20 protein-coding genes and 1 other annotated feature are annotated in these 23,423 nt (G+C 37.9%); of the genes, 3 read left to right on the top strand and 17 right to left on the bottom strand.

Features of this window, described 5'->3' with window-relative positions:
- Positions 1-35: 35 nt before the first annotated feature.
- Both ACW0TQ_RS10305 and ACW0TQ_RS10300 read right to left on the bottom strand, forming a co-directional pair.
- Positions 36-452, bottom strand: a complete 417-nt coding sequence (locus ACW0TQ_RS10305; protein WP_341172838.1) for a DUF5367 family protein — start codon at positions 450-452, stop codon at positions 36-38.
- Entirely contained in the window at positions 449-1,036 is a 588-nt protein-coding gene (locus tag ACW0TQ_RS10300) for a TetR/AcrR family transcriptional regulator (protein ID WP_341172837.1), read from the bottom strand. The genes ACW0TQ_RS10305 and ACW0TQ_RS10300 overlap by 4 nt, the downstream gene beginning before the upstream one ends.
- Positions 1,037-1,230: 194 nt before the next feature.
- Between ACW0TQ_RS10300 and ACW0TQ_RS10295 the strand changes: the two genes are divergently transcribed.
- Complete coding sequence (locus ACW0TQ_RS10295; protein WP_341172836.1) at positions 1,231-1,974, top strand: GNAT family N-acetyltransferase; 744 nt, start codon at positions 1,231-1,233, stop codon at positions 1,972-1,974.
- 147 nt (positions 1,975-2,121) lie between these two features.
- Here the strand turns inward: ACW0TQ_RS10295 and ACW0TQ_RS10290 are convergent, their stop codons facing one another.
- A complete protein-coding gene (locus ACW0TQ_RS10290) occupies positions 2,122-3,090 on the bottom strand; it encodes a 2-hydroxyacid dehydrogenase (RefSeq protein ID WP_341172835.1) in 969 nt (322 codons plus the stop codon).
- A gap of 341 nt (positions 3,091-3,431) precedes the next feature.
- Between ACW0TQ_RS10290 and ACW0TQ_RS10285 the strand changes: the two genes are divergently transcribed.
- Positions 3,432-3,914 carry a DUF7832 domain-containing protein gene (locus ACW0TQ_RS10285; protein WP_332094143.1) on the top strand — a complete coding sequence of 161 codons (483 nt, stop codon included), beginning with the start codon at positions 3,432-3,434 and terminating at the stop codon, positions 3,912-3,914.
- A 110-nt stretch (positions 3,915-4,024) separates the two neighbouring features.
- Here ACW0TQ_RS10285 and ACW0TQ_RS10280 read toward each other — a convergent pair whose 3' ends face one another.
- From ACW0TQ_RS10280 to ACW0TQ_RS10270, 3 genes are all read right to left on the bottom strand, one after another.
- Positions 4,025-5,710 carry a 2-isopropylmalate synthase gene (locus ACW0TQ_RS10280; protein WP_042533288.1) on the bottom strand — a complete coding sequence of 562 codons (1,686 nt, stop codon included), beginning with the start codon at positions 5,708-5,710 and terminating at the stop codon, positions 4,025-4,027.
- A 65-nt stretch (positions 5,711-5,775) separates the two neighbouring features.
- Positions 5,776-6,039 (bottom strand) — a binding site (T-box leader).
- 308 nt (positions 6,040-6,347) lie between these two features.
- Positions 6,348-8,249, bottom strand: a complete 1,902-nt coding sequence (locus ACW0TQ_RS10275; protein ID WP_042533286.1) for an endonuclease MutS2 — start codon at positions 8,247-8,249, stop codon at positions 6,348-6,350.
- A 523-nt stretch (positions 8,250-8,772) separates the two neighbouring features.
- Positions 8,773-9,354: an Rpn family recombination-promoting nuclease/putative transposase gene (locus ACW0TQ_RS10270; RefSeq protein ID WP_212928303.1), complete on the bottom strand. Its 582-nt coding sequence runs from the start codon at positions 9,352-9,354 to the stop codon at positions 8,773-8,775.
- A 103-nt stretch (positions 9,355-9,457) separates the two neighbouring features.
- On the opposite strand from ACW0TQ_RS10270, the gene ACW0TQ_RS10265 reads away from it, so the two are divergent.
- Positions 9,458-11,494 (top strand): copper-translocating P-type ATPase, encoded by a 2,037-nt coding sequence (locus ACW0TQ_RS10265; RefSeq protein ID WP_042533284.1) that lies wholly within the window; start codon positions 9,458-9,460, stop codon positions 11,492-11,494.
- Between the two features lie 75 nt (positions 11,495-11,569).
- Here the strand turns inward: ACW0TQ_RS10265 and dsdA are convergent, their stop codons facing one another.
- The 11 genes from dsdA to ACW0TQ_RS10210 form a co-directional block, all read right to left on the bottom strand.
- Positions 11,570-12,907: a D-serine ammonia-lyase gene (dsdA, locus tag ACW0TQ_RS10260; RefSeq protein ID WP_042533282.1), complete on the bottom strand. Its 1,338-nt coding sequence runs from the start codon at positions 12,905-12,907 to the stop codon at positions 11,570-11,572.
- 90 nt (positions 12,908-12,997) lie between these two features.
- Complete coding sequence (locus ACW0TQ_RS10255) at positions 12,998-13,567, bottom strand: GNAT family N-acetyltransferase (protein ID WP_042533280.1); 570 nt, start codon at positions 13,565-13,567, stop codon at positions 12,998-13,000.
- A 142-nt stretch (positions 13,568-13,709) separates the two neighbouring features.
- The gene (locus ACW0TQ_RS10250; RefSeq protein WP_042533278.1) at positions 13,710-14,096 is read right to left on the bottom strand and encodes a hypothetical protein; all 387 of its coding nucleotides are present in this window, start codon (positions 14,094-14,096) and stop codon (positions 13,710-13,712) included.
- 277 nt (positions 14,097-14,373) lie between these two features.
- Positions 14,374-14,832, bottom strand: coding sequence for a hypothetical protein (locus ACW0TQ_RS10245; RefSeq protein ID WP_042533276.1), 459 nt, complete (start codon positions 14,830-14,832; stop codon positions 14,374-14,376).
- A 13-nt stretch (positions 14,833-14,845) separates the two neighbouring features.
- Positions 14,846-15,646: a DUF3100 domain-containing protein gene (locus ACW0TQ_RS10240; protein ID WP_042533274.1), complete on the bottom strand. Its 801-nt coding sequence runs from the start codon at positions 15,644-15,646 to the stop codon at positions 14,846-14,848.
- Positions 15,647-15,661: 15 nt separating this feature from the next.
- A complete protein-coding gene (locus tag ACW0TQ_RS10235; RefSeq protein ID WP_341172833.1) occupies positions 15,662-16,561 on the bottom strand; it encodes an NAD(P)-dependent oxidoreductase in 900 nt (299 codons plus the stop codon).
- A 114-nt stretch (positions 16,562-16,675) separates the two neighbouring features.
- Positions 16,676-18,127, bottom strand: a complete 1,452-nt coding sequence (locus ACW0TQ_RS10230; protein WP_212928302.1) for an aldehyde dehydrogenase family protein — start codon at positions 18,125-18,127, stop codon at positions 16,676-16,678.
- Between the two features lie 83 nt (positions 18,128-18,210).
- Positions 18,211-19,836: a helix-turn-helix domain-containing protein gene (locus ACW0TQ_RS10225; RefSeq protein WP_212928301.1), complete on the bottom strand. Its 1,626-nt coding sequence runs from the start codon at positions 19,834-19,836 to the stop codon at positions 18,211-18,213.
- Between the two features lie 179 nt (positions 19,837-20,015).
- Positions 20,016-20,522, bottom strand: coding sequence for an O-acetyl-ADP-ribose deacetylase (locus ACW0TQ_RS10220; RefSeq protein WP_042533266.1), 507 nt, complete (start codon positions 20,520-20,522; stop codon positions 20,016-20,018).
- A gap of 297 nt (positions 20,523-20,819) precedes the next feature.
- Complete coding sequence (locus ACW0TQ_RS10215; protein WP_193063822.1) at positions 20,820-21,482, bottom strand: TetR/AcrR family transcriptional regulator; 663 nt, start codon at positions 21,480-21,482, stop codon at positions 20,820-20,822.
- A gap of 362 nt (positions 21,483-21,844) precedes the next feature.
- Positions 21,845-23,374, bottom strand: a complete 1,530-nt coding sequence (locus ACW0TQ_RS10210) for a BCCT family transporter (RefSeq protein WP_042533262.1) — start codon at positions 23,372-23,374, stop codon at positions 21,845-21,847.
- Positions 23,375-23,423 lie beyond the last annotated feature (49 nt).

The raw sequence follows: 23,423 nt of genomic DNA, 5'->3' as shown, positions 1-23,423 counted from the left end.
GAATAATCCAATTAAAAAGCAAGATATGAAAGTTTCTACTTTCCTCTTACAACTTGTTTTTGTCTGACTTTCTGCTGGAATAAAAAGGGTATTACTAAATACAAAGCATAGGCAAAAGTCATCCAGAATGAAAAAGCAATTACCTGTGTCTCGTGTAAGTCAGGAAATATCATTTGATAATTTGAAAAAACAAAGCTATCCAATAGTAAACCAATCATGGTTCCTACAATTCCAAATCGTATCGCGGCATACTCCTTTTTATCAAATAGGGTATAAAGATAGATGACCAGCGTTAATAGAATGGCTGTTCCAACGAGAAGTGCTCCGGAACTATACATAAATGCATCTGTACCAGGCGGAAAAAGAACAGCTTCTCCAAAAATCCGGAAAAATAAGGTAGCTGCGCCCCAAACGATGACACCCCATGCTGCTGTGAACAAATAGGTTTTCATTCCACTGCCTCCTTCTCGCTTAAATTTGTAAGAGCCTCTATAATCTGCTCAAATTCCTGATATACTTTTTCAACGGGAAAATCTTTTTGCAGTAATGCCTGCATCGCCAAGCCATCCACCATGGCATTAAACATAATTCCCCATGCTTCCATAGAAACACCATGCACCGGAGATGCCGGCCATATTTTTAATAGATTCTCGGATAATGCCTGATTTTCTGCCTGCATAATCTCTGAGAGCTGATTTCTGATCTTCTCATTTTTGAAACTGGCTGCTGTCATTAAAATAAACAGCTGATGAAAAAAAGAATTATAGGAACAGCGGCTTTTAGCCGAAGCAATCGCCTGCTTTAGCACATAGGTATTACTTTTAGAAATTTCATCCCAGCTTTTTTCACATATGTCCTCGACAATACTCAAGAGCAGCTGTTCCTTGGTCCGAAAATGGTAATAAATCGTCCCTTGAGTTACTCCGGCTGTATCTGCTACCGCTCTCAAAGTAAACTTCTCCGTCCCCTTCTCAACCAGACATTCCTTGGCATATTGAATTAACTCCTGCTTGCTGACACCATTAGGTTTTGCCATTCGCACACCGTCCTTTTAGTTATTCAACTGACTAACTATAAATTATCATAACCAAATGTTTTTTACAATGATTCTTCCGGATGTTATTACACGACGTAAAAGTCTGTTACTATACCGAAAAAAAGAATATCTTTTCGTATTGAATATTTATACAAATAAATGTATAATAATTCAAAAGCTATCGGAGGGATATTATGCTTGATAAGACGATGGAAGAATTATCTTTAAACAATTGGCAGCCTTTATCTACATTACTTTATGACGGCTGGGTGCTGAGATTTGCGAATGGTTATACCAAACGGGCGAATTCCATTCAGCCTATCCTCTATTCCACTTACGAATTGGAACAAAAAATTGACGTTTGCGAGAAAATCTATTCAGATAATAATTTACGTCCTACGTTTAAAATCACTCCTTTTGTTCAGCCAGAAAACTTAGATGATATATTAAAGGAGCAGGCTTATTCAATGGTGGACTATACCAGCGTCCAAACTATAGCTTTAGATACTATCAGCGAGCCGGCTCTACATAGGGTAATAATAGATGAAAAGATAAACAGAGAGTGGCTGGATTGTTTTTGCCAACTTAATAATGTAGAAGAAAAAAATAAGGATACTATGATGCAGATGCTATCCAATATCGTAACGCAAAAGTGCTTTATATCCCTCTATTATAATGAAGAAGTAATTGCCTGCGGTCTTGGTGTTATCGAAAGGGAATACATAGGACTTTACGATATTGTCACCGATAGTCAATACAGGAATCAAGGATTTGCCGAACAGCTGATATTGCACTTACTAAAATGGGGAAAAGATAAGGGAGCAAAATATAGTTACCTGGCTGTTTTGCTGAATAATGAACCTGCATTACGACTCTATTCCAAAATTGGTTTTTCAGAAGTTTACAGATATTGGTACAGAGTAAAAGAAAATAAGTAAACGCCCGTTCTTCTGCCGGAACTGCAACAGCGGATCAATAAGCTTGCAAAAGGGCCGATTGTATCTATTATTATAAATACACAATCAGCCCTTCTTTTCTTTCTAAAACAATAAATTATTTTCTTATCTCAGCCGGTATCCGGCATATTACCGCTTCATAACGTTTTGAGGCTCTCCTTCTAAAAATGCCACCGTATTATCAAAAGCAATTTTAGCTCGTGCTTCCATGGCTTCATCTGTTAAAAAGCCGACATGTGGAGTTAAAATAGCATTTTTCGCATGCAATAATTTATAATCTCCTGGAATTGGCGGTTCCATATCAAACACATCAATACCAGCTCCTGCGATTTTGCCGCTGTTCAACGCATCTGCCAACGCGTCATTATCCACAATCGGCCCCCGTGCACAATTAATTAAAACAGCTGTTTCTTTCATCAAGCTTAGTTTTTCTTTAGAAATCAGCCCCTTCGTGTTCGGCATCAGCGGCACATGTAAGGTTACAATATCTGATTGAGCCAATACCTCATCTAAATCCATATACTCCACGCCCAGTTCTACTGCTTCTGGATTGATACTCGGCTGGTTGGAGGCAACTAATTTAGCGCCAAATGCTTTGAATAAACGGGCAGTCTCGATACCAATTTTTCCTGTACCGATAATACCGACTGTTTTTCCTTTGATTTCTTTTCCCTGAAAAGCTCCAGGATAATCTGCAACACGGATATCACTATTCCCCTGCGTTATGCGGCGATACAAATCCATCACCAGGCCGATGGCTAATTCAGCAACTGCCTGATTGGCATATCCGGCTGCATTACATACGAGGATATCTTGATTTTTTGCATCTGCAATCCCTACATGATCCACTCCTGTAAAAGCAACATTGATTAATTTTAAATTGTCATTTTGATTAATTACTTCAGTCGGATACGGATTATTTGCAATCATTACTACATCTGCATTCTCACTCCGTTTTGCCAGTTCTTTCGTATCGGTTGTTTTTTCATTATAGTAAACAAATTCATGCCCTTTCTGTTTAATTGGTTCTGCTAATTTTTCAATAAGTGAATCTGGAACATTTAGCGGTTCTAATAATTTGACTAACATACCTGTCATTCAATCCTTTCTGCTATCCTTCTTAGCTGCTGGTTTAGTTTTTTAGTCTACATTTTAAACTATCTATTGTTTCATTATAATGATAAACATTATGTTAACTCAAGAAATGACCATCATTCTTTTCGGTCACATCTAATTCATTTTGAACATTGCGCCCTTTTTAATCCAGTTATGCAGCTAAATTTTAACTTCTGTTCCTATCACTTGAATACAGTAAAAACGTGCCTGTCTTCATCAATCTATTCTGCCGGATAACTGTAAACAGCTATTCTATTGTATGATGATACACTTATTAGATAAAAGCTGGAAGTACATAACATATATTTAAAGGGGATAAAAACATGTATTTTGATCGAATTGATTATCATCACGCGTCTGCTTACGAACCGTATATGCAAAAATTTCAAAAAGACGAGGAAGAACTGACAGAAACAGATATGGATGTAATTGAATATTATGCTGGAAACCATATCGGCTTCTTTCTGACCTGGATTGTTCAACATCAGTTTGAAGGGGAATTGTTAAAAGAAACAGCAAATGAAGATCTCCAGGCTGTACGAAACGAAACAATGTCCGGGATAGAATTTTTTATTAAAAATTGTGATGGAAAATTCACAGAGGAAGATGTCTCTGAAGAAATTTTTCCGTTTGTAAATGCTTATTATGAAAGATACTATCTGACTGATTATGGATTATGGGTAATAGATGATTTAAAAGAAGTACCATTTGGTTTCATCGGTACATGGGAAAATTATCATGATTTCGAGTATACTATCGATCATGCCTACCAAGACTACAAAGATCAGAAACTCTATCTGAATTAAAGAAGAGCTTCTCTTAAACATACATATGTCTAAGAGAAGCTCTTCCATTCATTGATACTTTTTTTGAAGTCTCTTGTTACTCTTCTTTTACTTGAGATTCCTAAAACACATCATTTTACCGTTTCTTTTTGACTTATCAAGGCATCCTCCAGTCGATTCACTGCTACCACTAAAGCATATACAGATGCCGCAGTGATATCCTCATGAATGCCTGCTCCCCAGTAAATTTCTCCCTGATGGGAAATACCAATCTGTGCACAAGCCTCTGCAGCGGAATCTTTACCTAAAGATTGCTGTTCATAAACTTCTAAAGCATAATCGATGTCAAAATGCGCTTTTAACGCATTACTGATCGCATCCAGACTTCCGGCTCCTTTACCTTGCAGCTCGATTTGCTCCTTTTCTTTTTGGATGGTTAACGTTACTTCCTGCCCGGTTCCTTTATTAAAATAGTAATCTACTAATTCAAAGTTTGGATGATATTCCACATAATTTTCTCTAAAGACCTGATAAATTTCTTCCGCGGAAAGCTCTCTGCTTGTTTGATCAGACACTTTTTTCGTTGCATATCCCATTGCTTCGTTCATTTTATACGGAAGTTTTACGCCAAAGTTCGTTTCCAGAATATAACCGATTCCGCCTTTTCCGGACTGACTGTTGACCCGAATAACATCTGCCTGATAATTTCTGCCGATATCTACTGGATCTACTGGAATATAAGGAACATCCCACTTTTCCGTATTTGTTTCCTGACGGTATTTCATCCCTTTGGAAATTGCATCCTGATGTGAACCAGAAAAGGCTGTAAAGACAAGATCGCCGGAATACGGATGTCTTTCATGCACTTCTGTTCGAGTCAGCTTCTCATACTTTTCACGGATGGCATTCATCTGACTGAAATCCAATTCCGGATCAAACCCTTGGGAATACATATTCATTGCTAAGGTAATCAAATCGACATTCCCTGTACGCTCACCGATGCCAAATAACGTACCTTCTACTCGCTCTGCACCAGCTAAAACGCCAAATTCAGCATCACTCACGCCACTTCCACGATCGTTATGCGGATGAATCGATAAAGTAACTCCATCCCGATAAGCCAGATTTTTGTGAATATATTCAATTTGATTAGCAAAAATATGCGGCATCGCAATTTGAACAGTGGTCGGGATATTGATGATTGCTTTATGATCAGGTGTCGGCTTCCAAATATCTAACACACTATTACAAATATCTAAAGCATAATCTACCTCTGTTCCTGGAAAGCTTTCCGGACTATATTGGAAATAGATATCTCCTCCTGCTTCTTCCGCAAGCTCTTTCACTAAAACAGCTCCATTTAGAGCAATTTGTTTAATTTCCTCTTTAGATTTCTTAAATACTTGCCTGCGCTGAGCTTCCGAAGTGGAGTTATATAAATGCACGATAGCTCTTGGTGCACCTTGAATTGCTTCAAAGGTTCTGCGTATAATATGCTCTCTTGCCTGCGTGATCACCATAATTGTTACGTCATCTGGAATCATATTATTATCAATTAATTTCCGTAAAAGATTAAACTCCGTATCAGAGGCAGCCGGAAAACCAACTTCGATTTCTTTAAAGCCGATATCTACTAATAGCTGGAACAATTCCAGCTTTTCTTCCAAATTCATTGGAATAGGCAACGCTTGGTTTCCATCCCGCAAGTCCACGCTGCACCATGTTGGAGCTTTCTCCAAGGTTTCTTTCTTCACCCAGTCATAAGATATTGTCGGTGGCATAAAATATTGTTTTCCGTATTTTTGATGATTAAACATGATACATTCCTCCTCAAATTTAAATTGAAATAAAAAAAGCCTTTCTTCTCCAGCAATTCACTTTGCTAGGAGACGAAAGACTTATTCTTACGCGGTACCACCCCGATTTCATGGTAAACCAAATTACCATGCACTTATCCAGATACAGACAAAACTGTCTTATATCCTTCCCGTGTAACGGTGGGGTTCCGTCCTTAATTACTTTCTTAACTTGATTTCACTAAGGCTGCTCTAAGGCGAGTTCCCTGCTTCCCTGTCATTGCTTCTCATCAGCCAGCAACTTTCTGTAAACAAGTCAGACAAGTACTATTCCTTATCCTTGCATTCCAATTTTGATATTTTCACTATCTTATCAGATTTATCAGAGAATGGGAAGGGGGAATTTTAAAAATATTTTTTGTTGCTTGTAAATTCATATTGAAAACATCAGCTTGGCACTATTTGTATCAAATATTAAATGTTTTTTAATAACCCTCCAAATTCATAAGCAAAATTTCATTCAGGGAGTTAACACCCGTAAAATCCCCGCCTAAATAAATTCATTTATACTCTCTATTTGGAGGGAGAGGTTTACGTAAGGTTCAAATAACAGAAGATGCCTACCCTTTTTTATAGTCAGCACGGACAAAAGGCCAGCTTACTTTTCCCTGTTTCTAATCTCCTTCTCCACCTTCCGCAACGCTTTTTTAGATCCCCGCTCCAAATCATGCTGCATTTTCAGAGAATGATAATTCTCGAATAAAGTATCCATATCGTAACCTGCAGGATATAAATCCTTCCCTTTAATCTCTAAGGAGATTCGCTTTACATTCACCGTAATCAGCTCATTTTTATAAAAAACGACCACATTATATTGTGAATCAGCTCCTTCATAGATAATTCCGAAATCATCGTATTCCAACAGCTTGACCCGATCTCCTTTTTCGTACTCCGTAAATACAGCTGATTTCTGTTTAACTGTCTTAGGCTTTCTAATTTTATTATGATTAACAAGGTCAAAATGATATTCTTTATTATTCATATATTCCTTCGCTTTTTGAAGAACTTGTTCTTTCATGTTCATTTTCCTGGAGATCCACAGCGCATTACTTTCTCCTGATTTCCCCATAATCAATTTATACAGCGGCTCTAATGTTTCACTATTAAATTGCATCGCCGCATTCATGAAGTCCGGATGCATTTCTGAAAAACGCTTGATTTCACCATAGTGGGTTGTAGCTACAGTAATACAGCCCATCTGATAAAATTCTTCTAAAATAGAGATAGCAAGAGCTGCTCCTTCATTCGGCTCTGTTCCGCTGCCAATCTCATCAAAGAGTACTAAAGAATGATGATTCGCCTGCTGCATAATCTCAGCTATATTTTGCATATGAGAGGAGAATGTACTTAGCGCATTTTCCATGCTTTGATTATCGCCAATATCCACAAAAATATTTTCGAATAAGCTGATTTCCGTTTCCTTATTAGCCGTTATATGAAACCCTGACATCACAGATAATGTCAGAAGCCCAATCGTTTTTAATACAACGGTTTTTCCGCCGGCATTTGGTCCGGTGATAATCAGGCTCCTGAAATCTTCACCTATCTCAAAATTCAAAGGCACTGCTTTCCCTGTTAACAGCGGATGTTTACAATCGATCAGTTTCATATACCCATGGTCATTCAATTTGGGCTCAATTCCGTCCGTCTGCTTACTAAATTTAGCTTTGGCAAACACCATATCATATTGGCCAATCAATTCCATATTTATTTTTAATTCGCTGATATTCTCTAAAATCATTCCCGATAAAGTTGCCAGAATTTGATATTCTTCCATCTGCTCCTCAGCTTTTAATACAGCAAGTTCATTATTTAATTTACTGACTGCAGCAGGTTCAATAAAAACCGTAGAGCCTTTGGAAGAGGTGTCTACAATGACGCCATCGACATGATGCTTATAAGCAGCTTTTACTGGAATTGTATATCGATCATCTTTTTTACTGATAAATGCTTCCTGGATATATTTTTTATACACACTGCTTTTCAAAAATCGGTTTAAACGTTCCTCCATCTTCGTCTCAACAGCTTGGATATGGTTTCGAATCCGTTTTAATTCTTTGCTTGCTGCGGAATCGATTCGATTTCCTTTTATCGAAAAATCAAGCTCTTCTTCTATACTTTGAAATACGGCCATTGAATTTGCATAAGAGGCTAATACAGGTGCAAAAAATGCTTTATCGAGCATGTATTTTTTGATTTTCCGGCAGCCCCGCAGGAAATCCGATACATTTACTAGATCATCCGGCTGTAAGATGATTCCCTTTTCTAGATTTTGCATGATATTTTCAATATTGGAAACGCCCAGGAAAGGAACACGGCTATTCGTATTCAAAATGGCCACCGCTTCCGTCGTTTCATTCAATCTGCTTTTCACCACGTTAATATTTGAGCTGGGCTTTAATTTATCCATTAACTGCATTCCCAGCCCGCTGATACAATAAGATTTGATAATTTTTTTTAGTTCATTATATTGCAGTTTATCAAAGGTTATCTCATTCATTTTTTGTTCTCCTTTACGATATGCGTTGAAGTAATCAAGTTCCTCTCTTGTTTACAAGGGAGCGTATGAATGAAGATACCTGCCCATTAGATTTCAATACGTATCTTCTCATCCATTTTGAGAATGAATTTTATCAATAAAAAAAGCCGCAGGAATACCGCAGCTTTTTTACATAATAACCCATCTGTCATGTACATCTGTTTCAGAATAACAACAGATAGCACAACGAGACAAGACGATTATGATGAGGTGCTTATAAGTTCAGCAGGTATCTTCATAGGTTGAAATAAATACATTACAAATAAAGGGTCTACTCACCCTAATTATTTCTATATTTATTTCGTTTGAAATTATCCTATTTAGAACCTACTACAATACTCACACAGCACACTCCTTATTTATTTAAATAGCATTGAAATCTAATTTATAATCACATTATACAATATTTAAAAATGAAATGGAACTGCAAATTTATATGAGATGTATTTCTTCTTACATTAGGTCAAGGCATCCCATCTCTTTTCTATTTCAAGTATTGTTTGACGTCTTCTATGGTTTCCAATTCATCTATATGATCTATTATTGCTTCCAGTGTGCTTATTTCCTGTTCGTGTATCTTTTTCTTTATATCTTCTGAAGGTGGAGCTACAAACTTTGTGATTAATCGAATTGTGGTATTGGCTATACCTTCCGCTCTGCCTTCTTCCTTCCCTTCATTCCGAAAAATCTCCGCTAATGTCATTGTCAACTCGCTTCCTTCTTGATAAGTGTTTCCTATATGGTCGATTATATCATAAAATTGTTTTTTGGTAAGATGCCGCTGGACACGGAAAATATAATAAAACAACGTCTTCAAATACGCTGTGGCTCTTGCTTGATCCTGCAGCTGCCGCAGGTAATCGACTGCCTGATAGATGGTATTTACCACGGCGTGGATATCCTTTTTGCGGATATCCCGAAACACCATCAGAATAATTCGCAGGAACACATTCAATTGGACATTTTCGTCTTTATAACCAGATACATCGTATAGAAAAAATTCATAATCAGGGACATATTTCTGCAGATCGGGCGGGAAATCCTTATACTCTTCCAGCAGGTACAAACGAAAGTTCGCTGACCATAAAAATTCCCTCTCAAGATTGAATAATTACATGTTTCGCAAATACCTTGCAGGGGTATAATAAAAGGAAAGGAGTGGATTACAAATGCATGAACAACATAATCATCACAACGCGCATCATTCCGACCATGAACATCATCAAGAGAAGCATCATGCTCATTCCCACCACGATCATCATGAGCATATGATTGCAGATTTTAAAAAGCGGTTTTACATTTCGCTTGTACTGGCACTGCCGATTATTCTGCTTTCGGATATGATTCAGTCGTTCTTTAATTATTCGCTAACATTTGCAGGGGACCATTGGGTTGAGCTCATTCTGGCATCTATTATTTTCTTCTACGGCGGCTGGCCATTTTTAACAGGTGCTGTGGACGAATTAAAACAAAAATCTCCTGGAATGATGACCCTGATTGGATTTGCAATTACTGTAGCCTATGTTTATAGTGCCGCTACTGTATTGGGTTTGGAAGGTCATGATTTATTCTGGGAATTAGCAACACTGATTGCCATTATGCTGCTGGGGCATTGGATAGAAATGAAATCTGTCAGCAAAGCCTCTGATTCCATGGAATCATTAGTAGAGCTGATGCCACAGGAGGCAACCAAAATAGACAAAACGGGCAACACCGAAGTCATCCCCGTTTCAGAGCTAAAAAAAGGGAATCATGTTCTGATTAAACCAGGTGAAAAAATACCAGCAGATGGTATCATTATTAACGGAAAATCCTCTGTGGATGAATCCATGCTGACTGGCGAATCGGTCCCTGTTGAAAAACAAGTGAAAGATGAAGCAATCGGCGGTTCAATTAACACATCTGGTTCATTGACAATTGAGGTTTCTAAAACAAGTGAAGAAGGCTATCTTTCACAGGTGGTTCAGCTTGTTAAAGAAGCACAGGAAAGTAAGTCAAAAACGCAAAAGCTTTCCGACCGTGCAGCAAAATTACTGTTTTATGTTGCTATAACTGCCGGAATCCTTACATTTGTTATTTGGATTTCTCTTGGCTATGGAATGGAAGAAGCGATGACACGAATGGTAACAGTTCTCGTTATTTCCTGTCCACACGCCTTAGGGCTGGCAATTCCTTTGGTAGTTGCCCGTTCCACTTATCTGTCAGCTCAAAACGGTTTGTTTATCCGTAATCGTGCAGGCTTTGAAGATGCACGAAAAATCGATACAGTCGTATTTGATAAAACAGGCACGTTGACCAAAGGGGAATTTGCTGTAACAGATATTATTTCCAGCAGCAATATAACCGAAAAAGAGCTTCTGCAAAAAACAGCTTCTATTGAAGCACAGTCGGAGCATCCGATTGCTGCAGGGGTTGTTGCGTCTGCGAAGAAGCAGCAAATAAACTTGACCACACCAGAAACCTTTGATTCCATAACAGGTGCAGGTGTAAAAGCAAAATTGGAAGGTTCCTGGCTTCTAGCAGTAAGCCCCGGTTATATGGATAAAAACGGAATCCCTTATGATAAAGAAGCTTTTAACCAGCTTGCTGATGCAGGTAAAACAGTAATTTTTGTTCTGGAGGAAGAACAGTTCATTGGAATGATTGCCCTTGCTGACCAAGTCAAAGCTTCCTCCAAAGAAGCTGTACGCCGTTTACATGAGCTTGGCATTGAAGCACAGATGCTGACTGGTGATAATCAGACCGTAGCGACCGGCGTGGCCAAAGAAATCGGCATTGACCACGTTATCGCTGAGGTGCTCCCAGACCAAAAAGCCGATCAAATCAAACAGCTGCAGGCAAATAAAAAAAGAACAGCGATGACCGGCGACGGCATCAATGACTCCCCTGCTTTAGCCACTGCTGATTTAGGCGTAGCAGTCGGGGCCGGTACAGATGTCGCGATGGAAACAGCTGATGTTGTCTTAGTGAATAGTGACCCGGTCGATGTTGTTTCCATCATAGAGCTTTCCCGCTCAACCTATCGCAAAATGATTCAAAACCTTTGGTGGGCAGCAGGCTATAATATTATTGCCATTCCATTAGCAGCAGGAATACTAGCCCCTTGGGGCATTGTACTAAACCCTGCCGTTGGCGCAGTATTAATGTCACTCAGTACGATTATGGTAGCGTTCAATGCCAGGTTATTGAAAAATAAACATGCCTAAAGAAGGCCTCTGCCATGTAGAAAAACGCAAATCGGCTGGCGCGTCTGATTTGCGTTTTTTCTATTCTTTCAATAATCACCTTATATCAGGATTGTTTTTATATTCCAGTCCCTTTTGATATTCCGCTTCCTGAATGTCACCCGGCACCATGCTTCCACCGGTAGCCCAAATTAAATGCGTATCTCCATCGGTCACTTTCAGTTCATTTTGAACGACATAAGAAGGTCCCATCAACCCGGTTACAGCAGAAGGTTCCAAATGAATGCCCTCTGCATCAGCCATTTCTGCAATTAGGCGGAACATTTGCTCATCACTTACCGTATAAATTCCTTCTAACAGCGGCTCCATGACTTTTCCGACAAAACCAGAGGGTCTGCCGACAGCTAGCCCATCTGCGGCTGTTTGATTGTCTAATCCAAAGTCATTGACGGAAATCTCATTATGCAGTCCTGTCATCATTCCGACCAGCATACAAGGGGAATGAGTCGGTTCTGCAAAATAACATTTTACAGCGTCACCAAAGATAACCTTCAAACCAAACGCAACACCGCCCGGGCCTCCGCCGACACCGCAAGGCAAGTAAACATGGAGCGGCTTCTCCGGACTCACTTGAATTTCCCGTTCTTCGAATTGCTTTTTCAAACGAATAGCTGCCACCGTATATCCTAAAAATAAATCCTTAGAATTTTCATCATCGATGAAATAGCTTTTCGAATCATTTTCAGCTTCTTTTCTTCCCTCTTCCACTGCCTTGCTATAATCAGATGGATGCTCCATAACCTGAACTCCGCGCGATCTTAACAAATCTTTTTTCCATTGCTTTGCATCTGCAGACATATGGACAATGACTTGAAAACCAAGCTTGGCGCTGATGACGCCGATACTCAGACCCAAATTACCTGTAGAGCCTACAAGAATCGTATACTGCGAGAAAAATTCCCGATACGTTGCTTCCGTCATTTTACTATAATCATCTGTTTCGGATAACAAATGATGCTCCTGTAACAGGGTTTCTGCATATTTGAGAACTTCATAAATACCGCCTCTGGCTTTAATCGAACCGGAAATCGGCAAATGACTATCCAGCTTTATGTAAAATGCACCAGGGATTTTTTGACCTGTAATCGTTTCGATTCTGGCCTTGATTTGATTCCCTTCTATCAGCGGTGATTCAATAATTCCCCTGTCCTTTTCCGTTTCGGGATAGGCCTTTGCTATAAAAGGTGCAAATCGTTTTAAGCGTTCCTCCGCATCTTTCATATCTTTTAATTGAAGCGGCTGGTCTTGCAATGCTTCCTTATTATCCTTCACACCTGGATTACTCCAATAAAACGGGGTGTAATTTAATATGGGGCCCAGATCCGGAAATTCTCTGATCCATTTCTCCATCGGTTTCCCCTTTACGATTGTCATTATCCTGTCACCTCTTTTTGAAAATTGTTCTGTTAAGCTAGATTATAACACTCTCCACTTAAAACAAATAATTTGATGGCAGGTATTCTATTATGTTTTTTCTTCGCTTAACCACGTTTCCCTCGTTAATTTCATTTGCATAGAATCGATCCATTCCCCTTCAAATTCCAGCTCGTTTTCATTGATGCCAACTTTCACAAAACCAATTTTTTCATAAACATGCCTCGCCCTTGGATTAAATTCCAAAACGTCCAGGGTCAGATAATGAAGTGTCGTGTTTTTAAACACATAATCGATAAGAAGCTGTGTCGCCTCTGTTCCTAAGCCGCGATTTCTCCCCTGTGGACCGATAAGTATTCTGAAATTCATACTATGCGTGGATTCGTCGTATAAATTGATTACTGCTTCGCCCACCAAAATGTCCAGGAATGAATCAACAATAGCCAAGTCCAGACGGTCCGTTTGAGTGTGTCTTGAACGGTACCAGCCAAGAATATTTTCTTCTTCCTCCTCAAAGTCAAAATCCATATCGCTTCCAGTTAATTTTAAAACTTCCTCATCCGTCAGGCATGCATTTATATGAGGAAAATCTTCTTCCTTAAATGGCCGAAGTGTAACCTTTTCACCTTTCAGCCAAGGTTTATGACTTAAATCTATCATACCGCAGCTCCCCCTTTTTCATTAACATACATGGATATAGTCCTAATTTCCAATGAAAGCCATTCTTTTTCAATCGAATTGACACAAAGAAAGTCATAGAAAAAGCACCTTGTTATCTGCCTGACTTAACAAGGTGCTCTGCTTATTTCTTAAACGCTTTATATATAAAATAACCAATGATACCAATCACTGCATAAACTGCAAAAAAGACAATAAAGCCCCATAAGCCCATGACAGCATCAGCAAATTCCATATTTCCGCGTTGTGTATAGGCCTGCTGAATCTCCACAGCAAATACAAGGACGACCATTACGGTAAATGTGTAGAGAAAAGCCAAAATGGCAATACTCCACTTTATTTTAGATAGAATTTTAAATACTACATAGACAATAAAGAAAGTTACGATTCCCAGGATACCAAAAATCCAGAAATGCAATTCTTTATCTGTCATATTCGAACCAAATGTACTGGCAATCACATCATGCATATCATTGATTAAATCGACAATCAACATAATTGCTTCCCTCATAGCAGACTCCCCTCTGTCAGAAAATGCTTATAATCATAGCCTACACGAAAACAAAAAATAATTCCTTACTTATCTCTTTAAATTTATACAGCTTTACGCAATCAAAGGAAGTATGATAATGGGGAACATGTTCATCTTGGAATAGCAATATATATATGCTTATTGTTAGGTGTGAATGTTGAGTTATTTAAAAAGATTATTTATGCCGTACACGATTTATACATAACTCGCTGTATTCATTAAGACTATATTCTTTAAGAACAGCGCTACTTATCATTTAAATAATTCCTTGGAATCGCAATATAATTTCTGCAATTAATGCCGAACCTATAAATGTTCCTAACATGACTAAGCTTGCCACAACAATCGTCTTCCATCCTAATTTCACAAAATCTGTCCACGAACGGCCGATGGCAATACCGGCATAAGCTAATATAGGCGTTGCAAGTGCGAGAAGCTCGACCTGACTCGTCCATTCAACAATTTTCTCCGAACCGGGCATCCATGGCATAGATACCAGAACGCCTATCAGTGAAATATAAGCAATACTCGGGAAGTTAACCGGTATAAGTTCTCTTAAAATAAATCCAGCTAAACAAATCAGTATGAGTGTGATCATCCCAGGAAGCGCTGTTAATGGCATAATTTCATAGCCTGCCCAATTTCCTATAAGGGCTGTAAACCCAAAAATAACTAATAATAATGTCCATTCTTGTATGTTTTTTAATAACATCATTAAGCCCTCCTTATCATTTAGACGATCTGCTTCGAGTCATCACACGGTATATTTTTTCTGTCAGCGGCAAACCAATAAACAGGCTGACCCATAGTCCAGTTGAAAGTGATAATAAATTACTTGCTCCAGCAAATGCGACAATTTGGGTCTCTAAATCTGGAAATGCAGCTACGAGCGAACCGCTGGCTGCTGCCATCATACTGCCGCTTCCTACTCCTGAGGCCATGGCAAAAGAAAGCGGATTTAACGGAGTAATCGTTGCAAGAAGACCGGAAATCAGCCCCAAGAATACGGCTCCAAAAACCGTTCCAAAAATATACATTGCCATAACACCGCGGCCTTCCGGAGAATTAACTCCAAATTTATCCATGATCAGCCCTACATTTGGCTCTCTCCCAATCGAATGAGTCATTCCAACAGCTTCTCGTTTCAACCCCAGCCAAATTGCAACAGGGAGAGCAAATAGTATTGTCCCTAAATTACCAAGTTCTTGCAAAAGCAATGCCGGACCTGCAGCAATTACTTCCGGTAAAGATGGGCCAATGATAACTCCGATTTTTGCTAATAATAAAGCAACTCCGAGCACAATAATAGGCTCTGCATTTTTTGATTGCTCTTCTTTAACCAATGGGGTAAAAAATAAAACCAGCCCGATAATTAAGGCATATAGCATAGGTAAAAGTAAAATTACTCCGGGACCGACCGTGATACTAAATTGTCCAATTGCTTCTGTTATCAAAACAATGACAAGTACGATAGCATGCAAACGCCAATCCTTCCATAACCCCATAACTGTACTGGATTTTTTACTCATTTTGGAACCCTCCTTTTAATTTTTATTCAGCAATTCTACTTGTCTTAATTGACCAATCATTTCATAGACAGCTGTAGAATCTTTATGATTCTTCCCGTTATAACTGGCGATTTGAAATAATTGGTGTGCGGATTGACTGGAGACCGTCGGGATTTGCTGACCTTCAGCAAGGTCCCGGTATAAATTCATATCTTTCATCATATTCGCTAATGAAAATTTCACATCATTAAATGTGTCTTTTAACATATTTGCTCCAAAAACATCCATTACACGTGTTTGCGCAGTTCCATTTTGTAAAATAGAAGCAATTTTCTCCTTGGAAACACCCGCCTTTTCACCAGTAATAAGTGCTTCACTCAACAAGGTGATTACTCCTCCAACCACCATGTTATGACACAATTTCACAATTTGTCCTGCACCGCTTTCCCCTACGTATTCGATATTCTCCCCCACCGCTTCTAAAACAGGTAATACCTCTGGAAAAGCTTGTTCGCTTCCTCCGGCCATAATCGTCAGCGTACCATTATGAGCACCTTCCGGACCGCCGCTTAATGGGCAATCAAAATATTCTATTTCATATGTTTTAGCGATTTCATGCAATTGTCTTGTAATTGCTACATCATTTGTGCTCATATCTAAGATATAAGCCCCTTTCTTCATCACAGAAAATGCTCCCTGCTCTTGATCTGTCATTAATTGCTGAATAACGGAAGGAGACGGCAGGGATAAAATTATAACATCAACCAATTTTGCTAATGTTCTAACATTTTCAGCACCAATGGCTCCTTTATCCGTCAATGCCTGTACAAGTTCATCATTAATATCAAAAACATGTACATGATAATCTTTTTTTAATAAATTGGAAGCAATTCCAGCTCCCATTAATCCGCATCCGACGATTCCTATATTTTTCACGAAACTCTCCCTTTCCTGGTTGACTTCATTTAGATAATAGACAGACGGCGAATATCAGGTTTATTAGAATATAGATGTGCATTCCAGGATATGAGCCGTCTGTTTATTATCTTTTTATGCTTTAATATAAACAGTTTTATACTCTGTCCAAAAATCTAATGCTGTTGACCCTTGTTCACGAGGACCAATGCTGGATGCTTTTTTGCCGCCAAATGGATATTGATTTTCAAAATAATTAGACGGTATATTCACATGTGTAACCCCCGATTCAATTTCACGAATAAAATGAAACGCTTTATTCATATCATTGGTATATATCGTTGACGAAAGCCCAAATTCATTATCATTCGCCAGCTCAATTGCTTCCTCATACGTATCTACTATTGTAATTCCCATTACCGGACCAAAAATTTCTTCCCGGTTAATCGTCATTTCCTTTGTTACATTACTGAATATGGTCGGCAAGACAAAATATCCTTTGTCCTTTCCGTCGTCTGTCAAACGCTTTCCTCCATATTCCAATGTGGCTCCTTCATCTATAGCAGAGTGAACATAATGTAAATAGGTGTTTAACTGTCCTTCATCAATTACCGGGCCATTATCTACGTTCTCTGTAAATCCATCAGCAATAACTAATTTTTCTGCCCGTTTTACTAATTTTTCAATTAATTCTTTTGCGATAGACTTTAATACAATCACACGGCTGGTCCCTGTACAACGCTGTCCATTATCTAAAAACCCGCTAATCACCAGATTTTCAACCGTTTCGTCAATATTGGCATCTTCAAGAATAATAGATGGATTTTTTCCGCCCATTTCAGCCTGCATTTTTGCTCCGCGAGCCGTTACAGCTTTTCCAAGCGCCAATCCTACATCCGTTGATCCTGTAAACGATACAGCCTTGATTTTCGGATGATTTCCAATAGCGCTCCCAATCACGCCGCCAGGTCCTGTCACCATGTTAATTACTCCAGCCGGTACCCCAGCCTCTTCAAATAATTCCATGATTTTCACACTAATTAGCGACGTATTGCTTGCAGGCTTAAAGACTACGGTGTTTCCTGCAATAATTGCCGGAGCTATTTTCCAAATCCCGATACCTAACGGAAAATTATAAGGAGCTATCACACCAACCACCCCAAGCGGTTCTCGAATAGTATAGCCGAAGATATCATTATCTTGAGAAGGTATGGTTTCACCTGTCAGTCTGGTTGCTTCTCCGCTAAATTGCTTCATCGCCTCAATCGTTTTACGTACTTCTCCATGTGCCTCCCGGAGTGATTTGCCAACTTCTTTTGTAATAATGACAGCCAATTCTTCCTTATTGCTTTCAAGAAGCTGAATCAAATTGAAAATGACATCCCCTCTTTTCGGAGCTGCTGTGCGCGACCATTTTAAAAAAGCGTTTTCAGAAGCTTGTATAGCTAACTCGACATCTTCCTCATTAGATTGTTGGAAAAAGCCTACTATTTCATCTGTTTTTGCAGGATTTATGCTTGCGTATGTTTCATTTGTTTTTGATGGAACCCATTCCCCATTTATAAAATTAAAATACGTATTGCTCATTTCTAAATAGCCTCCTTTGAATACTTGATATATTTCATCTTAAAATGAAAGCGCTTAAAATTAAATAGGGCGAGCAACAAAGATTACCCATCTTTTTTGTTGCTCGCCACATATAGACGAAAGGCTATCACGAAATCAATCCAATCCTTCTCATCATCAAATTGAATGTCTAATGCTTCCTCTATTTTTCGTAAACGATAGTAAAGTGTATTGGCATGTATATGCAAATGCTCAGCAGTTAGTTTATGATTTTTATTTAAATGGATAAATACTTGAAGTGTTTCAATAAAGCTTTCATCCAGAGAATATAAATGCTGCAGCTTATCATGCATAAACATTTTCAGAACATCCTCGTCTACTTCATATAAAAGCCTCTCAACTCCCAGCATAGCATATTCAACTATCTCCATCTGGTGATGTTTGGCATATCCAATGGAGCGAATAGCTTCCTGATAGGAAACAGACAGTTCCTTTATATTCGTTTCTCTGCCAATACCATAAATAACCTCCATGTTATTCCAATATTTTTTTATTTGTTTAATAAGCTCATATAAACGATTCTTTTTTGGCTCCGGTACAATAACAATTACCTGAAAGGTACGCGTAAAAATTAAACTGTCTATTCCCAGTGACTGACTAATTCGCTCTATTGACTGGATAAATCGTTCTTTTTCTATTAATTTATCTAGCTGCCATAATGATTTATCCTTCCCTTCCATTATCATACATTGCACAGTCCAATCTTTCTTCCATTTCACATATTGTAAAGCATGCTGCAGATCTCTATCTGAAATTCCTTCCATTAACTGATTAAACACTTCTTCTCTGAAATGGATTTCTTTTTCAAAAAGCGCATTGTTTTTAACCAATTCTAATGCAATGGGAAGGCTTGCTTGTTCAATAGCAATTTTGCTCATATAAGAAAAATCATTAAAGGCTTTTTCAAATTTCAATAATCCCAGCCTTTCATTTCCTCTTACAATAGGAAAAATATTTTCTTTATCGTATTCTTTTATCTCATGATCAAACTGAACCGGCGATTCAATAATTTTTTCCAATAAAGAAATGACATTTTCAATGCCTCGCCCTTCAATAATTAATTCATAAAATTGATTATGAATAGCATACGATTGTCTCAGTAAATTATTTTTCTCCTTTAAATCCTGGTAAACATTCGAATTATCGATTGCGATAGCCGTTTGATCCGCAACCACTTCAATAACCTGCATATCCTCTTTTGTAAATATATTTTTACGGCTGAAATTATTGACAACAACCATGCCATAGCAGCGGTTCTTATTTACAATCGGAACAACAAATGTGCTTTTTATTTTTCTTTCTTTGATTCCTTTATAATAATATTGATAATTTTTTGCAGTCATATTTTTCATATAGTCATCAATTTCTTCTTCCGAAGTGAATAGTTTTGACTTTTTTTCTTGAAACACCCTGCCAGCAATCGATTCACCGGGAGCGAATGCAATTTTTTCAAATGCTTCCTTATTCACATCCTGCCCTTCAGCAAATTTAAGTGTTTTCGTTTTTTCATCATATAAATAGATAATAAAAACTCCTGACACATCAATTAACTCCGTGGCTGCTATAATAACACTTTTTAGGATTTCTTCTATTTTTAATGACTTTGTCAGCATTTTATTTATTTCCAGCAGTTTTTTTGCTTTATGAATATCCTTAAAGTTTTCATCCATTCATTTCACCACTTTTCCAAAAGTCTAAATAAATAATTTATTTATTATCTTATCACAATTACTTTAAAATAATTGTGATATCTCAAAGTATCACGATAAAATGCCTCGACAAACACAAAACGCCCCTGGAGTTAGATGATTCCATCTAATTCCAGGGGCTGTCGTACTATATATAAGAATTATCCCACAATGGATGCATACCATTTTTGAAACAAGGTAAAGGCTTCTTCGTCATACGCAATAAGATACACACGCATCTCATTCTCTGATAAAAAGTCATGAATGACTGAGACAGCAATGTTAAACGCTTGTTCCTTTGGATATCCATAAACGCCGGAAGAAATAAGCGGAAAAGCAATACTTTCCATTTGATACTCCTTCGCTAAAGCAAGCGAATGCTTGTAGCAGTCGGCCAATAGCTTTTCTTCATTTCTTTGCCCACCGTGCCAAACTGGTCCGACAGTATGGATAACATATTCAGCCGGCAGCTGATAGCCTTTTGTTATTTTCGCTTGACCTGTTTCACAGCCGCCAAGGTTCCGGCATTCCTCATACAGTTCAGGTCCTGCCGCCCGGTGAATTGCTCCATCAGCCCCGCCTCCTCCAAGCAAAGTAGAGTTAGCAGGATTTACAATAGCAGCTGCATTGACTTTTGTAATATCACCTTGAATGATGTTAAAAGACATAAACGTCCCTCCAGGTAAATTATTAATCCTTCTAATCTAGTTATTTCCCATTTTCATAATAGAGAAATGACTGCATAGGAAAATACAAAAAATAACATTAAAACGGATAATACTTATTGGTAGCTGGATGATTATGAAGCGTCTGTAGCTGACTTATGTAATATAATTATAAGGAAGTGAGGTTTGTGTTGCAAATAAAGATGGATTCATTTACCAGTCCTCTGGATTTGAAATCAAAAAAATCGCTCATTATTTAAACCCTATTAATGCAAGGTATCTAAATAATGAACGAATCCATTACTTGGCTAAGGTATAGTTGTTTACAATTCCTTTTATATGTTCCATCGTCTTCTCTGCTGCTTCATCCGCATTCAAATGACGCCGATTATTCAATACAGTGATTAACATCCCCTGCCATACCAGCACGGTTCTCTCGTTAATAATAGCAGCTGTTTCTTCAGATAGCATACCTTCCTGAACAGACTTATACAATTCATTTCGGCTTCTCGATGAAAGGTTATAATCCGTTATAATAGTCTTTATATCTTCTGAAACCTCTCCGTATAAATCTGATTGGTAGACATTATAATAATATTTCAATAATTCTTCTGGATTTTCTCCCAGATCAGCTAAAAAGATAGCATAATAAATTTCCGGATCTTCAAAAGAATGTTTACAAAAGCTTTCCCAACTCAATAAGTATTTATCCAAAGGATTTTCTTCCTTTTCCATATATTCAGGAAGACCTTCAATATATTTATTTAAATATTTCAGTGCTGCAAAAAAGATGAGGTGAGAAACTTCCTGAAAATAATTATAGATAGTGGCACTATTATATCCTGCTTTCGTAGCAATCTCTCGTATAGTAACATTTTCAATGCCCTTTTGCTCAATAATTTCAACTGTAGCATCTACGAAATATTGCCACATGCGCTGCATTTGAATTTCTTTGTTTGACATTTGGAATCCCTCCCTTACTCTTTATTAATTATGCAGAACTACGTTACTACTATAAAGGTTTTTCAATTGGGAATCAACAATAGTCGGGAAAGAACAAACAAATGACACAAAATTGCCTATAAAAGCTATCCGTAAAACAGCAAAGCAGCATGCGCTCTTTTTTCCGCGAATGCTGCTTATACATTGAAATGTCAGTTGATCAGGCTGCCTTGATTTATTTTACATAAATACAATTTTAATTGAATCTTTACATCAAATATCAAACTGGAATTGATCAACTCCTGTTTATCAGCGTATTGACCATATATATGAAAGGCTGTTTTACTGAATTATTTATCCTTGAGATGATATCGAAATCCTGCTTATCCGGTTTTCGATTTAACCTCTTCTTCCTTTTTTACTTTCGAATATTTAAATTCACTTTTCAATGCTTTTAATATCGTATATGTCATAAATAGCATAAATATAATAAACGGAGTGGACACTACAATGACTACTGTCTTTATCGTTTCTAAGCCTCCAGCTAATATAAATACGGCTGATATACAAAAAATAACTAATCCCCAGATAAACTTTATCTTGTTATCAGGATTAATATTCCCTTCAGAGCTAAACATTGCAAGCACAAACGTGCCTGAGTCGGCTGAAGTGATGAAAAATACTAAACATAGAAGCATCATTAAAGCACTGGTTAGAGAGCTCAATGGAAAATATTCCAGGAACGAAAATAACGCCTGCGTAACATCTGTGTTGACAGCATCGCCCAGCATACTATTCCCCAGGTCATGGATGAGGTGTATACCTGCTCCGCCAAAAATGGAAAACCAAATAAAGCATAATATAGTGGGGAAGAAAAGAACTGCAATGACAAACTCCCTGATTGTCCTTCCTTTTGATATTCTGGATATAAATGCGCCAACAAACGATGCCCAGGTTAACCACCATGCAAGGTAAAATATTGTCCAATTGGAAACCCAATTTTGCTGGTCGCCATTAAAAGGAGCTAACTGTGAACTCATTGTCAATATATCACTTAAATAACTTCCTGTCCCGCTGATAAAAATATCTATTATCTGTTTTGTAGGCCCTATAAGGAAAATAAACAGCATCAAGCTAAGAGCTAACAGCATATTAAAATTAGAAAGATATTTTATCCCGCGATTGACCCCTGTAAGCGCAGATATCATAAATAATATCGTGCCAACAATGATAATAATCATTGAAACAGCTATTGTATTAGAAAATCCCCAAAGAAAATTTGCTCCCTCAGAAATTTGAATTGCTCCTAATCCAAATGCCTGAGCAATACCTATAACTGTAATGAAAATTGCATAAATATCAATTGTTTTGCCCCATGGCCCATAAATTCTATCACCCAAAACAGGGTAAAAAATAGAGCTTACTCTGGCAGGAAGATTTTTTCTAAATTGAAAGTAAGCCATTCCTAATCCAACTAAACCAAACAATGCCCATGGGTGTAATCCCCAATGAAAAAATGTATACTTTATTGAAAGTTCGGCTGACTCAGAAGTTAATCCTTCACCAACAGGCGGGGACGTATAATGCATGACGGGCTCGGCAGTCGCCCAAAAAACCAAACCAATCCCCATCCCTGCAGCAAATAACATGGATATCCAAGACAACGTACTAAATTCAGGCTGGTCCGAATCCTTTCCTAATTTTATCGAACCATATTTTGAAAACATAAGATAGATACTGGTAATTACAATTAATAAACTAACCACAAGATAAATCGGGCCAAAATAATTCACATTAAAACTCAAGAAAGCAGGAGCAGCTTTTTCCAACCACTCTCTAAATACAATACCAAAGACCATAAAGGATAATGAAATAATTAAAGAGACACGTAAAATCAAATTATTTTTAAACATAGAAATTCCTTTCTAATTCATTTTTAATGAAAACAAAGATAGGTTTCAT

Source organism: Oceanobacillus sp. M60, from assembly GCF_053839645.1.
Note: the sequence above shows the minus strand (reverse complement) of the source record. Positions and strands in the feature narration are given on the sequence as shown.

Bases quoted from the DNA above. Each gene is read 5' to 3' on its own strand.
- ACW0TQ_RS10305 (WP_341172838.1), bottom strand. From the start codon at position 452: ATGAAAACCTATTTGTTCACAGCAGCATGGGGTGTCATCGTTTGGGGC.
- ACW0TQ_RS10300 (WP_341172837.1), bottom strand. From the start codon at position 1,036: ATGGCAAAACCTAATGGTGTCAGCAAGCAGGAGTTAATTCAATATGCC.
- ACW0TQ_RS10295 (WP_341172836.1), top strand. From the start codon at position 1,231: ATGCTTGATAAGACGATGGAAGAATTATCTTTAAACAATTGGCAGCCT.
- ACW0TQ_RS10290 (WP_341172835.1), bottom strand. From the start codon at position 3,090: ATGACAGGTATGTTAGTCAAATTATTAGAACCGCTAAATGTTCCAGAT.
- ACW0TQ_RS10285 (WP_332094143.1), top strand. From the start codon at position 3,432: ATGTATTTTGATCGAATTGATTATCATCACGCGTCTGCTTACGAACCG.
- ACW0TQ_RS10280 (WP_042533288.1), bottom strand. From the start codon at position 5,710: ATGTTTAATCATCAAAAATACGGAAAACAATATTTTATGCCACCGACA.
- ACW0TQ_RS10275 (WP_042533286.1), bottom strand. From the start codon at position 8,249: ATGAATGAGATAACCTTTGATAAACTGCAATATAATGAACTAAAAAAA.
- ACW0TQ_RS10265 (WP_042533284.1), top strand. From the start codon at position 9,458: ATGCATGAACAACATAATCATCACAACGCGCATCATTCCGACCATGAA.
- dsdA (WP_042533282.1), bottom strand. From the start codon at position 12,907: ATGACAATCGTAAAGGGGAAACCGATGGAGAAATGGATCAGAGAATTT.
- ACW0TQ_RS10255 (WP_042533280.1), bottom strand. From the start codon at position 13,567: ATGATAGATTTAAGTCATAAACCTTGGCTGAAAGGTGAAAAGGTTACA.
- ACW0TQ_RS10250 (WP_042533278.1), bottom strand. From the start codon at position 14,096: ATGAGGGAAGCAATTATGTTGATTGTCGATTTAATCAATGATATGCAT.
- ACW0TQ_RS10245 (WP_042533276.1), bottom strand. From the start codon at position 14,832: ATGATGTTATTAAAAAACATACAAGAATGGACATTATTATTAGTTATT.
- ACW0TQ_RS10240 (WP_042533274.1), bottom strand. From the start codon at position 15,646: ATGAGTAAAAAATCCAGTACAGTTATGGGGTTATGGAAGGATTGGCGT.
- ACW0TQ_RS10230 (WP_212928302.1), bottom strand. From the start codon at position 18,127: ATGAGCAATACGTATTTTAATTTTATAAATGGGGAATGGGTTCCATCA.
- ACW0TQ_RS10225 (WP_212928301.1), bottom strand. From the start codon at position 19,836: ATGGATGAAAACTTTAAGGATATTCATAAAGCAAAAAAACTGCTGGAA.
- ACW0TQ_RS10220 (WP_042533266.1), bottom strand. From the start codon at position 20,522: ATGTCTTTTAACATCATTCAAGGTGATATTACAAAAGTCAATGCAGCT.
- ACW0TQ_RS10215 (WP_193063822.1), bottom strand. From the start codon at position 21,482: ATGTCAAACAAAGAAATTCAAATGCAGCGCATGTGGCAATATTTCGTA.
- ACW0TQ_RS10210 (WP_042533262.1), bottom strand. From the start codon at position 23,374: ATGTTTAAAAATAATTTGATTTTACGTGTCTCTTTAATTATTTCATTA.